General features: G+C 41.8%; 14 protein-coding genes. 5 read left to right on the forward strand and 9 right to left on the reverse strand.

Annotated elements, in window-relative coordinates:
- Nucleotides 1–77 precede the first annotated feature (77 nt).
- The 4 genes from D1367_RS09310 to D1367_RS09325 all read left to right on the forward strand — a co-directional run bounded on the left by D1367_RS09310 (nt 78) and on the right by D1367_RS09325 (nt 3,384).
- Nucleotides 78–794 (forward strand): Uma2 family endonuclease, encoded by a 717-nt coding sequence (locus tag D1367_RS09310; RefSeq protein ID WP_118166013.1) that lies wholly within the window; start codon nt 78–80, stop codon nt 792–794.
- Between the two features lie 108 nt (nt 795–902).
- Entirely contained in the window at nt 903–2,219 is a 1,317-nt protein-coding gene (gene trmFO, locus D1367_RS09315) for an FADH(2)-oxidizing methylenetetrahydrofolate--tRNA-(uracil(54)-C(5))-methyltransferase TrmFO (RefSeq protein ID WP_118166016.1), read from the forward strand.
- Between the two features lie 222 nt (nt 2,220–2,441).
- Nucleotides 2,442–2,843, forward strand: coding sequence for a fasciclin domain-containing protein (locus D1367_RS09320; protein WP_118166018.1), 402 nt, complete (start codon nt 2,442–2,444; stop codon nt 2,841–2,843).
- A 205-nt stretch (nt 2,844–3,048) separates the two neighbouring features.
- Entirely contained in the window at nt 3,049–3,384 is a 336-nt protein-coding gene (locus D1367_RS09325) for a hypothetical protein (protein ID WP_118166021.1), read from the forward strand.
- Nucleotides 3,385–3,584: 200 nt separating this feature from the next.
- On the opposite strand, the gene D1367_RS09330 is transcribed toward D1367_RS09325, so the two are convergent.
- The 6 genes from D1367_RS09330 to D1367_RS30645 form a co-directional block, all read right to left on the reverse strand.
- The gene (locus D1367_RS09330; RefSeq protein ID WP_118166025.1) at nt 3,585–4,064 is read right to left on the reverse strand and encodes a hypothetical protein; all 480 of its coding nucleotides are present in this window, start codon (nt 4,062–4,064) and stop codon (nt 3,585–3,587) included.
- A 19-nt stretch (nt 4,065–4,083) separates the two neighbouring features.
- Nucleotides 4,084–5,841: an Hsp70 family protein gene (locus tag D1367_RS09335; protein ID WP_118166028.1), complete on the reverse strand. Its 1,758-nt coding sequence runs from the start codon at nt 5,839–5,841 to the stop codon at nt 4,084–4,086.
- A 248-nt stretch (nt 5,842–6,089) separates the two neighbouring features.
- Nucleotides 6,090–6,293, reverse strand: coding sequence for a hypothetical protein (locus D1367_RS09340; RefSeq protein WP_118166031.1), 204 nt, complete (start codon nt 6,291–6,293; stop codon nt 6,090–6,092).
- Nucleotides 6,294–6,326: 33 nt separating this feature from the next.
- The gene (locus tag D1367_RS30640) at nt 6,327–6,491 is read right to left on the reverse strand and encodes a hypothetical protein (protein WP_181985118.1); all 165 of its coding nucleotides are present in this window, start codon (nt 6,489–6,491) and stop codon (nt 6,327–6,329) included.
- A 19-nt stretch (nt 6,492–6,510) separates the two neighbouring features.
- A complete protein-coding gene (locus D1367_RS09345; RefSeq protein WP_118166034.1) occupies nt 6,511–6,693 on the reverse strand; it encodes a hypothetical protein in 183 nt (60 codons plus the stop codon).
- Between the two features lie 24 nt (nt 6,694–6,717).
- The gene (locus D1367_RS30645) at nt 6,718–6,858 is read right to left on the reverse strand and encodes a hypothetical protein (RefSeq protein ID WP_181985119.1); all 141 of its coding nucleotides are present in this window, start codon (nt 6,856–6,858) and stop codon (nt 6,718–6,720) included.
- Nucleotides 6,859–7,255: 397 nt separating this feature from the next.
- Between D1367_RS30645 and D1367_RS09350 the strand changes: the two genes are divergently transcribed.
- On the forward strand, nt 7,256–7,876 hold the full coding sequence (locus D1367_RS09350; RefSeq protein WP_118166036.1) for a Uma2 family endonuclease: 621 nt from the start codon (nt 7,256–7,258) through the stop codon (nt 7,874–7,876).
- Between the two features lie 34 nt (nt 7,877–7,910).
- Here D1367_RS09350 and D1367_RS09355 read toward each other — a convergent pair whose 3' ends face one another.
- The 3 genes from D1367_RS09355 to D1367_RS09365 form a co-directional block, all read right to left on the reverse strand.
- Nucleotides 7,911–8,687, reverse strand: coding sequence for a nucleotide exchange factor GrpE (locus D1367_RS09355; protein ID WP_118166039.1), 777 nt, complete (start codon nt 8,685–8,687; stop codon nt 7,911–7,913).
- 61 nt (nt 8,688–8,748) lie between these two features.
- A complete protein-coding gene (locus tag D1367_RS09360) occupies nt 8,749–9,045 on the reverse strand; it encodes a DnaJ domain-containing protein (RefSeq protein ID WP_118166041.1) in 297 nt (98 codons plus the stop codon).
- 241 nt (nt 9,046–9,286) lie between these two features.
- Nucleotides 9,287–11,806 carry a tetratricopeptide repeat protein gene (locus D1367_RS09365; RefSeq protein WP_118166044.1) on the reverse strand — a complete coding sequence of 840 codons (2,520 nt, stop codon included), beginning with the start codon at nt 11,804–11,806 and terminating at the stop codon, nt 9,287–9,289.
- Nucleotides 11,807–12,055: the final 249 nt, after the last annotated feature.

The raw sequence follows: 12,055 nt of genomic DNA on the forward strand, positions 1-12,055 counted from the left end.
CTAAGCATCTTAAATTAACGCGATCGCCATCTCAACTATAAATATCAGCTAAAAACCCTATACTTGGAGGTGCAGCAATGGTACAACAAGTTACACCAGAAACCACCATCGAAGTCATCTACCCAGAAAGCGACGGACAGCCAATGGCGGATAATACAGAACAATTTACATGGATTGTCAAAATTAAAGAAAATTTAGAAATCCTATTTGCATCGCAAGCTGATGTATTTATCGCCGGAGATTTGTTTTGGTATCCAGTTAAAGGAAGCCCGAATATTAAACAAACGCCGGATACAATGGTGGTCTTTGGCAGACCAAAAGGAAAACGGGGTTCCTATTTACAATGGAATGAAGATAATATTCCCCCACAGGTAGTATTTGAAATACTATCGCCAGGTAACACTCTCAAAGAAATGGCTAAAAAATTGCAGTTTTACCAGCGTTACGGTGTGGAAGAATATTATATATATGATCCGGCTAAGAACGATTTAAACGGCTTGCTCCGTTCTGGAGATAGTTTTGAAGTCATCGAAGAGATGAATGGCTGGGTAAGTCCGCGCTTGGGAATCTGTTTTACATTAACACCAGAGACTTTGGAAATTGTTTCTTCTACTGGACAAAAATTTTTGTCACCTGTAGAAATTGACCAGTTACGGGAACAAGAACGCCAACGTGCAGAACGGGAATGCCAAGCAAAGGAAGCGGCTTTAGAAGAATTAGAAAAAGAGCGCGATCGCTATCAAGAATTACTAGCTAAACTCAAAGAAAAAGGAATTGATACAGATAATTTATAATCGCTGATGTTCTATTTATAGAAGTAATCATAAGTTTATCTCTTTTCTTTATTTTTACTTCTATGATGCTAATAAATACTTACAATATTAGGAACTAAAAATTTAACTATGGAACAACAACCGATACAAGTAATTGGAGGTGGACTAGCTGGGACAGAAGCAGCTTGGCAAATAGCCCAAGCTGGAGTACCGGTAATTCTCCATGAAATGCGTCCAAAACGCTTCAGCCCTGCTCATCATACAGAACATTTAGCAGAATTAGTGTGTAGTAATTCCTTTGGGGCAATGGCAAGCGATCGCGCAGCCGGATTATTGCACGAAGAGTTACGCCAACTAGGTTCTATCGTCATTTCTAAAGCTGATGAACACGCCGTACCTGCTGGTGGGGCGTTAGCGGTAGATAGGGGACAATTTGGGCAAGACTTGACTCAAACTTTAGCGAGTCATCCTTTAATTGAATTTCGCCGGGGTGAAGTGTCTGCGATTCCTGAAGGAATTGTGGTTTTGGCAACTGGGCCTTTAACGAGTCCCGACTTAGCCGAAGATTTGCAGCGCTTTACGGGGATGGAATACCTCAGCTTTTTCGACGCCGCTAGTCCGATTATTGTGGGAGAATCGATTAACCGTGACGTTGCTTTTATGGCATCACGTTATGACAAAGGTGAAGCCGCTTATCTCAACTGCCCAATGAATAAAGAGCAGTATTTAAGGTTTCGAGAAGAACTTTGTAAAGCAGAACAAACAGAACTCAAAGGTTTTGAACGGGAAACGGCGAAATTTTTTGAAGCTTGTTTACCCATTGAAGAACTAGCACAGCGTGGGGAAGATACCATGCGCTACGGGCCCCTAAAGCCAGTGGGATTGTCAGATACTCGCACCGGGGAACGTCCTTATGCTGTGGTGCAGTTACGACAAGAAGATAAAGCCGGTCAACTGTGGAATATGGTAGGATTCCAAACAAACCTGCGTTGGGGTGAGCAAAAGCGAATATTTCAGCTAATTCCAAGTTTGGAAAAGGCGGAGTTTGTGCGATTGGGAGTGATGCACCGCAACACTTTTATTAATGCTCCTCAACTAATGCATCCTAGTTTGCAATTTAAAGAGCGTCCCACATTGTTAGCTGCTGGACAGTTGATTGGTACTGAAGGGTACACTGCTGCGGCTGCGGGTGGCTGCTTGGCGGGAATTAATGCAGCGCGGCTAGCTTTGGGTAAAGAAGCTTTGGTTTTACCCCCAACAACAATGATGGGTGCGTTATTGGAATTTATTAGTTCCGCTTCCCCGAAGCATTTCCAACCAATGCCGCCCAACTTTGGGATTTTTCCCGAACTGGGTGCGAAAATTAAAAGTAAGCAGGAGCGTTATGGACGTTACCGCGATCGCTCTTTAACTGATTTAGCAAACTGGAAAGTTAATCATAATTAATGGGCATTGGGAATCGGGAATCGGGAATCGGGAATCGGGAATTGGGTTATTAATTTTTCTCCCCCTGCTCCCCCTGCTCCCCCTGCTCCCTCATCCCCCCCTTGTCTCCCCTGCTCCCCTGCCTTTTTTTTAACGCCTGATTTTAAATTTATTTTGTTTAATAAAACTTCAAATAGGTTTATTATCCTTTAAAATCTTTTGCAGAGATTCTAGGTAAGATATATGGCTGATATTGTTGATATTGCAGTTACGGCTGAGTCTTTTAAAACACTGGTGGCAGCTGTACAAGCTGCTGGTTTAGTAGAAACATTAAAAAGTCCTGGCCCGTTCACTGTCTTTGCACCAAATGACGATGCTTTTGCCAAGTTACCACCGGGAACTATCCAAACTCTATTACAAAATATTCCCCAGCTAACGCGGATTTTAAAGTATCATGTCGTTCCAGGAAAGCTGCTAAAGGCTGATTTAGCAGAACTCGGTACGGTTAATTCTGTGGAAGGTTCACCCATTAAAATTAGTTCTTCTGATGGTTTTGAAGTTAAAAATGCCACAGTTTTAGCAGCAGATATCGAAGCCGATAATGGTGTGGTACACGTTATCGATACGGTGATTTTACCGGGTTAATTCAGCTAGGGTGGGTATTTTCCACCCTACTTATCTAAAATCTTTATAATTAACTAACTATTGGGAGTATCAAAAGGCAATTCAATAGTTTAATTTATGTTATATTTGCAATGTGATTACTCACTCATATATTAATGTTGATTTCGTTATTTTAAAATACAATAAATTAAATTCTTAAAAAGTTAACACCTATCCCAACAAATTAATGCTCGATTTAAACACCTTAGCTGAGTTCTCTCGTGGCAATTGCGTTAGTATTTGTGCATTTCTCGTACCAGCGAACTTGCTTGTCACAATTTTAACGATGAGCCTGGTAGCGTTACGTCGTCCATCGTATCAAGTGTGGCAATCTGCTGGAATTGCTAGCTTTTTCGCTTCTGTAATGATACTGCACGTATATACTTGGTTCATGGTTGGCGTGGTAATGGCTCCTACTTATATCTTGCTGTGGCTAGCAATTACGTGTTTAGTGACTAATTTGGCAGCAATTATTTTTCAAAGACGCTACAGTAACAGCCCTAGTCTTTCCAACAACGCCTGAAATCTACACATCGTCGCGATCGCACTATTCCTCAAGCTCGTTGTTGCAACTGGTATATAAACGCATCTTAGAGGTTGTTTGCAAAGTCTAATTTATTACTCAGCGGGCGACTGGAAGTCGCGGGACAGGTGCAACAAGAGTGGCTCGCCGCCCAACGCACTGGCTTGGCTACACAGTCAAAACCTTTCTCAATCCGACTCTCACCGCTTGCGGTTAGCGGTGAGAGTTGCCATAAGCTTGATCGTTTGTAGAGAATCAGAAGCAATGGCACTTTGTGGGTCAAACTTGAGTGCTTGTTGCCAAGATGCGATCGCTTCTCTCCATTCTCCTTGCAATGCCGATAATTTCCCAGCCAAGGCATGGAAGTCTGCATTGCTGTAATACAAAGCTAGAGCTTGATTGTTGTGCACTGCTGCTTCTGGATAACGCCCTTTTGACAATAAATGCAGTGCTTGTCTGTGATACCAGATGGCTTGGTCGTGCAGACGGAACAAGTCAGACAAGTCTACTTTGCAGCGTCTGCAAGTTGGGGAGGAAGAAGCAGTGCTGAGTAAAAGAGATGAAGAAGATGAGGCAGATATGGTAGCAGTTTCTTCCTTGTAATCATTATTGCGCTGCTCAATCCCGACTCTGCTCCCCTTGATTGGACGATAAACTGCACCACAGACAGGACATTTCATAATTACCACTCCCTATTCCCTATTCATCATTCGTACTGGCGTAGTAAAGAAAATCTGAGAGTTCTTCTTCTAACTGGGGTAGTTCTGGGCTATTGTTAGCGATCGCACTTTCAATCTGTTCTAATAAGTCTTGTAATTCAAGAGCTTGTTCAGAGTCTACCGTAAGAAGTGCTTGCCCCGCGCGGTCTAAAAGTGCTGCCAATTCTGGAGCGATTTCTACAGACTCGATTGAATCTTCTGCGGAGATTTCAATTGTTTCATCACTGTCAAACAATGCATCTAAATCTGCCCTTGCTTGCTTCAATTCATGGCTAGAAAGTTTCTGGATACCTGCATTATTTACTACTAGCGTTCCTTGTTGTCCTTTGCCTTTCTCAGTAGTGGTTACAGTGAGAATGCCATTCAGGTCAAAGTCAAAGTGAACCTCGACTTCAATACCTCCGGCTGGTTTGGGTGGTAAGTTCTCCACTCTAAAGGAACCTAGAGGAACATTTTCTTCAGCAACCGTATTTTCTCCCTGAAAAACTTCAATTTCTACCACTTCTTGTTCATCAAACACGGTGGAATAAACTTGGGAGCGAGAAATAGGAACAACGCTGTTGCGGGGAATAATCACACTGAAGTAACCTGGCATAATACCCATTGGTGTAGGCACAGCCGCAGCAATGCCCAGAGAATGAGGAATCACATCTACAAGAATGGCGTCCACGGATTCACCTACCAGCACCCCAGCTTGTAAAGCTGCTCCTAACGCCACACAAAGGTCTGGTTGAATGCCATCGGTGGGGTTTTGTCCCAGATGCTCTTGGATCATTTGTTGCACTAAAGGAATGCGTGTAGAACCACCAACTAAAATAATCCGGTCAATCTCATTGGGTTCTAGGCTGGCGTCTGTTAGGGCGCGGTCAATTGCCTCTAGGGTTTCTGTCAAGAGTGGGCGAATCAATTTTTCAAAATCTGCTCGTGCTACTTCTGTCTCCAGATGTAGTGCAGTCTTGCCTTTACTACCTAAAAAGGCTTCCCGGACTGTGGCAAAAGCATGGGAACTCAGGTCAATTTTTAACTGCTCTGCTGCTCTCAGGAGACGCGCCTGGGTAGCTGCATCATCTGGGACATCGACGCCATGCTGTTTGCGGAATAAATCTACTAGATGGAGTTGTAAAAGTCTGTCGAAATCATCTCCACCCAAGCGGTTATTGCCATGACTAGCTAGTACTTCTGTCACTTCACCCGTAATTTCAACTACTGACACGTCAAAAGTACCACCTCCCAAGTCATAAACTACAACTCGTTCTGTCTCTTCGGAGCGCAAATCATAAGCTAAAGCCGCCGCCGTTGGTTCGTTGATAATTTGCAGTACCTCCAAACCAGCTATCTCGCCAGCAGTTTTAGTTGCCTGCCGTTGAGCGTCGGTAAAGTAGGCTGGAACTGTAATCACTGCTTGGGTGATTGTTTCTCCTAAAGCATTTTCAGCCCGTTGTTTCAGAGCGCGGAGAATAATCGCGGAAACTTCATGAGGTAAGTATTCTTTATCTCCGAAAGTGGTTTTGTGGTCAGTTCCCATCCAGCGCTTAATTGACTTCACGGTGCGTTCAGGTGCTGCTGCATACTGACGGAGGGCTTCCCGTCCCACTAGCAGTTTACCTGTATCGCTAAATCCCACACAGGAAGGTAAAATCAGGTCGCCATCTTCTCCTGGCAATACCCGCACCTGTCCATTTTCGACGATCGCCACTTCGGAATTTGTTGTGCCTAAATCAATACCAACTGCTTTCATAAAATTCAAAGTTAGTTTAAAAGTTATTTGCCCGTAGTCTTAGCTGTATCACCCACATGCGACAAGTCTAATTGCACACATTGCGGTGGAAGTTGAGCGATTGTAATATGATATTCTATTTTTTTTGAAGCATGGCAGCTTCACCATTAGATATAAGAGTACAAGATATTGACTGCTACGGTATAGTCGCAAACAAATAGGACTTTAAGAAAATTTAGCCGAAGAATTAGCGTCGCTAATCAGTTTGTCTAATCATTACTCTTAGATCCAAAGTAAAAACCGAGAGCTGTACCAATTAGACCTGTTTGTGCGGTTATTATAAATGTGACTAGATCCTTAACTAAAGCACTTTTCTTCTCTATTACCTCTGCTTTTTTTTCGTCTACCAAGCTTGTACATAAAATCAAAATAACAACTAAAAAGAAGCTAGAAATTAAAGTTGCAGCAAGCATTTTAATCAAGAATGTTGCCAGTTTTGATCGCGTTTATTCCTGCTTTTCCTCCAGTTTGATCTCTTTCTGAAATGGAATTAAATTCGCTATATCGGCATCTTCGGTTTTAAGGTATCTATTGAATAATTCATGTTCATTAAAATCATTAGTTTCTATTCTTGCAGGTAATATAGGTTCTTCTTGAGGATTTGTTATCATTGACTTCTAGCCAAGTTTATTACTTTAATATGATTTCGCCAATGGTTTTATCTTTTCGTTGGATTAATAATCTACCTCCTTGATTAACTGTAATGTCATGAATGTATGCAGCCGTAGTTACAGCTTTCTTTAATGCAATATCAACACTGGTTCCCTGCTGCTTTGAAAGCCATTCTAAAAGTTTTATTAATTCCGAGTCCAACGTGATCTTTTCCTCCGTTTCAGGTTACCATTCGGCAGATCCAATGCCAAATGGTAATGAAACACTTACCTTTTTCAATTTTGCACCGCGTTTTGAAACGGCATAGACATTTTGCTGAGAAATATCTCCTTGACTGATATTTGGATTATCTTCAGAGTTTACCATTTTCATGACTCCCAAATAATATTCTATATGTCTAAGTAACTTCAGATTTATTCCCGTCTAACTATTTATTATACGGAAAGTTTCTACATAATCTTTTTCTTTTATATCGAGAACTAAAACAAGATTTAGATTTAAAGGTTGATGCAGTACGTGCGAATAAATATAAATATTTACCAACAGTTATTACAAAAGATGAAGTTTTTGCAAATATTAAACAAATGTCGGGTATGAATCAAGATTTAATTAAATACGTAACGGCTTATCGGCAGGTTACAGGAATTACTCGGATATAAAGAGGACGATGATTTATACCCATATACTTAAGCGTGGTAGAAAAGCTGTCCGCAGTTTCCTAAATTAGAGATAATATTTCCAAAGTAGTAATTCTCTATTATCTATGACTCAAGCCATACCCAAGCTAGTAACCTTTGAGGAATTCGTCGATCGCCTACCCGAAAATTCCGGTGTACGCTACGAACTACATAACGGGGAAATCGTTGAGATGGCACAACCAGTAGGAGAACACGAAGAAGTTAAAGGATTTTTAGGTATCGAAATTCCTTTTGAAATCAAACGTCTAGGACTACCCTACATTGTCCCCAATCAAGCTATAGTTAGACCTGCTGAAAAAGATTCGGGTTACTTTCCAGATGTATTGGTGCTAAATCGGGCAAATCTCGCAAATGAACCATTGTGGAAAAAACAATCTACCGTGAGTTTGGGTGTATCAATACCTCTAGTAATTGAGGTTGTATCAACCAATTGGCGGGACGATTACCACTTGAAATATGCTGACTATGAAGAGATGGGTATCCCCGAATACTGGATTGTCGATTATGCGGCCTTGGGTGGACGTAATTTTATTGGCAACCCCAAACAACCGACAATCTCTGTCTGTAACTTGATTGATGGAGAATATCAGATCAGTAAGTTTCGAGATAGCGATCGCCTTGTCTCCCAAACTTTTCCCGAATTGAATCTCACCCCAAACCAGATTTTTCAAGCTGGTTTGGTGTAGCGTTTAAATTCGTAATTCGTAATTTTCTAGTGTCTTACTTCTCTAAGTCTCTAGCCACTTGTGCCGCTACAATAACTTGTGCTTCCCTCAAAATGCGATCGCCCCATAAATAACCCCGCACTACTTCTTGAATTACGGTATTATCTGTAACATCTGTTCTAGACTCACGTCCCACAGCATACATTGTCTGGGAGTCAAAAGGTTTGCCCTGTGCTGGAATCGGAACAACACGCCGTTGTCGTAGTAACTCTAAAAGCGATCGCCTAATTAACTCCACACCTTGTTGATTGCTAGTTAAAATTTCAGTTAATAATTCTGGCATTGGTAATTTTTCAGACCTATCTGATTGGGTAGAATTGCCATTAATCCAATCTCCTAGCTTTTCCCAGAAGCTTTTTTGAGGAATAGGTTTTAGTTTTGAGGTAGCAGATAATGCTGCTAATTCCTCTTCCCAATAAGTACAAGCCTGATCTAAAGCATCCAGGATACCCAACAAATCTTTTAACAGTTTCTCCTGCTGTTGCTCAATTTGAGCCAATGTCTGTTTTTGGCTATCTTCTAGACGTATTTGCAACTGTTCTTTATCTGCGCGAGTTACTTCCAATGCTTGCACCAGAGCATCTTGAGTAGAACGCAATAATTTACCCTGTTGCTTAACTTCATGGCGCAGGGCAGTCCATTCTGCCACCATTTGATAGGGGTCAAAGGTATTAGCAGATTCTGGTGGTTCACCCAAATAGTCAGGAGGTACTGGTTCTGACTGTAAATAGTCTAAAAATTTGGTAAATAAAACTTCAAAGTCATTAGTCATTAGTCATTTGTTAATAGTGAGGGGACATTAGAAAAATCAGTAACTAACAATTACGAATTATTTAAAATGTGGCACGAATTAAATCATCCAGGCTAACTTCTAGTTGAGCAAGCGCTTTTTCTCGCACCTGTTTTAATATCTCTGGGTTCAGTTCTGCTTTTAGTGGACGAAATTTTAAGAAATCCTCATGTTGAGTTGTTTCTCCTTTGCGAATTGCCTCGTAAGCTCCTCGAATTTTCTTAAACTCTTCTGGATAAGTATGAGCGGGAAATTCCCGCAGTTTGGCATGATAGGCCGCTTTAATTTCGGCAGCAGTAGCTCCTGAAGAAATGCCTAAGCTTTCGTAGTGGTCAGTCATCAAATTAATTCCAAATTAAAAATTTACTATTTATTGTTCGTCACTATTAGAGGATGTTTGAAAAGTCCTCTTATCGGTAGCAAAAACTTTTAGATCCCCCAAAATCCCCCGATAAATTGGGGGACTTTGATTCCGGTTCCCCCCTTAAAAAGGGGGGTTAGGGGGGATCAATAAGTGCCTAAAATTACAGCCAAACACTTTTCAAACAACCTCTTAAGTACAACTTACTAAAAACTAACTTTTAAAACAATTCCTGAAAACCACCTTTTCTTCTACCCTTTCGTTTCTTACGTGTAGGCGGTAAGTTTCCAAAGATAAAGTCTAAGTCTGGTTCTTCTTCTGACTCATCATCTTCATCGAAGTTAGGCATACTGTTTAACATCTTTTGCTTGAGTTCTGGAAGCATCCGTTCAAAATCAGCTTTGGGCATTTTGTTGCCAAGTAATTTTTGAAGCATCCCTGATAAGAAGTCATCAATATTTGACATATCCAGGTTGTCAAATTCCTCTGGGTCTGGCATCATGCTAGTCGTTTCTTGAGCAGAGATAAAAGCCTGTTCTTCCCGAAATGCTTGTAATGCTTTGGCATCTTGTAAGCGACGGGCTAATTCAAATCCCTGTTGCTTTAATTGTTCATAGTTTGGGTGATCAACATGGTAGGTAGTGGCTCTAGCTAATAGTAATAAAGGATTTTGAGGTTCACGACGCAGTGCTGATTCCAGCACAGGTACAAGGGTTGTAATTTCACCAAAACGGCGCACTTGAAGTTGAATATTTGCCAGAGCATTTCCTGGCTGGGGCATGGTGTCGAGGTAGGTACGTAGAGGAACTTCTAGTTTTTGGGGACTATTTTCTTTGACGGCTAAGACAACTAAATGAGCAACTCTAGCTTCTGGGTGTTCTGTTGATAAGTTGAATAATTTTTGTAGATACTGACTTGTTAAAGCGGCGATGCCTTTTTCACGTTTGGCGAAGAGGTGGATAGAAAGAGCGATCGCCTGCAATACAGGAATTTGTTCTTGACCAGATAATTTTTTTAGGAGAGTGTCCCATCTTTCGACTGCTACTTTTTGGTGTAATGAAACTCGACCGCCGGAATTGGGCGGGCTTTGCACTGCATTCACGAATATCTGACAAGCACGAATAGCAGGATCTTTTTTATCTTCTGTCTGTACTAAACGGCTAAATAAGGGATAACTTAACGTAGATAAAGCATCTATCCAAGGTACTGTTTCCACCTCAGTTTCAATGCTCAGGTCGCCAAAGTGCTTGCCAAATTTACGCCGAGCTTCATTACGTGCAAGTTTATCTCCTACTTCCTCGTAACATCGCAACAAAATACCGTAAACTTCGTCATACCGACATCCACCTTCTAATGCTTGGGTAAGCAGTGCGATCGCTTCAGTATAATTTTCCTCCATTGCCGCAACTAGTCCCTTACGCCCCAGGAACTCTGGCGATGTGGGACAGATGCGTTCTGCTTGTTGCAAAGCTCCTAAAGCGGCGCGTTCCCGACCTGTTGCCATGTAAGCATCTGCCATCCAGCAGTGGAGATGTGCTAGGGTCGGTTTCAATCGTTGTGAAGGCCATTCTTGAGGTTTTTGTTTTGCTTCCTGCTCTAACCACTTCAAAAAACGGGTCAACAGACGTGGGCGTTCTTGATCGGAATCATTAGCATCCAAAACTTCTAAGAGATTGATTGCCAACTGGGGGTTAAAGGGTTGCTCTGTCAACAAAAGCTGCCAAAATAGTTCAGCACAGTTTAATTGTCCTTGATTCAGTGCTTGTTGTCCGGCTAGGGTCAACAGCAGTGGACGGAGACTTTCTATTTCTACAAAGCGTGTGGAACGCCGCTCTATCTTCAACAGCAAATGTGCGGCCTCATGGTGATCGCCTTGGTCAATCAGTTGCAGCATTCGCAACGCCGTTAATGCCTCTTGGGTAATTTTATCTACTGTTTTTTGCGGATTCCTAGATTGTAGAAGTTGTTGTCCCGTTTTTCCTTGCTGGAAAGTCGCCAATCGCTCTAAAATTGGATGCTCTAAATACTTTGGGTCGCCATAGTTCATCAAGTCGGATGACCTTCCAGACGATTTCAAACCCAAAATATTAGCGGCAGCATCCCAATGACCGCTGACTTGTTGAGTGTAAACAATCCAAGCTATTGGCGAGTCTCTATCGGTGATGGCTTGCTTAATTTTCTGAAAAGATGTCAAAGCTGCTTCTGGTTGACCATTTTTTAGCGCCATAACACCTTGTACCCAGTGGAGTTGGGCAGCACTAAAGCGTTTGGATTGTTCGTTAATTAACTGCTCAACTGTGGCGGTATCTCCTTTGAGTAACAAGAGTTTTACGTAACAGATGCTGTAGTCTTGGGATAGAGTGCCTGCCTCAAAAGCATTTCTGAGCAAATTCAGCGCCGCATCTAATTGCTTCAACTCCAGCAAACATCTAGCTTGCCAATAATGAACTTCTCCAACTAAACCAAATTCTAGAGCGCGGACAAAAGATTTTTCTGCCTGTTTAAAATCTTGTTTTTGGAATTCTTGCTGACCCCGTAGAAACCAAATCTCTGATTCTTTGGGAGTGAATTCAATATCAGGGTGCAAGCGCTGATTTTTTTTGATTTCTTCCAATGCCTGCCGATATTTTTTCTGCTTCAGTAATTCTTGCAGTTGCATCTGGAAAGAGTTTTCACCAACTTTTGTCCCTGTGTTAGAGACGTGTTGTTGTGAGCGCTGTTTGGATTGATGTTTAGCCACTGGGCTTTCTTCCTAATTGTTTTTTTATTTTCACCCTCATAGTTAAGGGCGGCTCCAACTACTCTCTTAATTTCAATATTTCAATATTAGTGGGCCGGGGAGCAGAAATTTTACAAGCCGCTGTAACGTTTTCCTCTGAATGCTGTTCTCCTCGCTAAAGCCGCCAATTGTCACCATCTAAAGATGGTACTGCCACACATCTATTAACTTGCGCCAGCTTCAGCCGCCGCTACATCTGGTTTGACTTCC

Source organism: Nostoc sphaeroides (assembly GCF_003443655.1).
Lineage (GTDB): Bacteria > Cyanobacteriota > Cyanobacteriia > Cyanobacteriales > Nostocaceae > Nostoc > Nostoc sphaeroides.

Excerpts from the sequence above, each read along its gene's own strand:
- D1367_RS30645 (WP_181985119.1), bottom strand. The coding sequence starts at position 6,858 with ATGGTAAACTCTGAAGATAATCCAAATATCAGTCAAGGAGATATTTCT.
- D1367_RS09360 (WP_118166041.1), bottom strand. The coding sequence starts at position 9,045 with ATGACTGACCACTACGAAAGCTTAGGCATTTCTTCAGGAGCTACTGCT.
- D1367_RS09310 (WP_118166013.1), top strand. The coding sequence starts at position 78 with ATGGTACAACAAGTTACACCAGAAACCACCATCGAAGTCATCTACCCA.
- D1367_RS09355 (WP_118166039.1), bottom strand. The coding sequence starts at position 8,687 with ATGACTAATGACTTTGAAGTTTTATTTACCAAATTTTTAGACTATTTA.
- D1367_RS09335 (WP_118166028.1), bottom strand. The coding sequence starts at position 5,841 with ATGAAAGCAGTTGGTATTGATTTAGGCACAACAAATTCCGAAGTGGCG.
- D1367_RS09350 (WP_118166036.1), top strand. The coding sequence starts at position 7,256 with ATGACTCAAGCCATACCCAAGCTAGTAACCTTTGAGGAATTCGTCGAT.
- D1367_RS09330 (WP_118166025.1), bottom strand. The coding sequence starts at position 4,064 with ATGAAATGTCCTGTCTGTGGTGCAGTTTATCGTCCAATCAAGGGGAGC.
- D1367_RS09340 (WP_118166031.1), bottom strand. The coding sequence starts at position 6,293 with ATGCTTGCTGCAACTTTAATTTCTAGCTTCTTTTTAGTTGTTATTTTG.
- D1367_RS09325 (WP_118166021.1), top strand. The coding sequence starts at position 3,049 with ATGCTCGATTTAAACACCTTAGCTGAGTTCTCTCGTGGCAATTGCGTT.
- D1367_RS09320 (WP_118166018.1), top strand. The coding sequence starts at position 2,442 with ATGGCTGATATTGTTGATATTGCAGTTACGGCTGAGTCTTTTAAAACA.
- D1367_RS30640 (WP_181985118.1), bottom strand. The coding sequence starts at position 6,491 with ATGATAACAAATCCTCAAGAAGAACCTATATTACCTGCAAGAATAGAA.
- trmFO (WP_118166016.1), top strand. The coding sequence starts at position 903 with ATGGAACAACAACCGATACAAGTAATTGGAGGTGGACTAGCTGGGACA.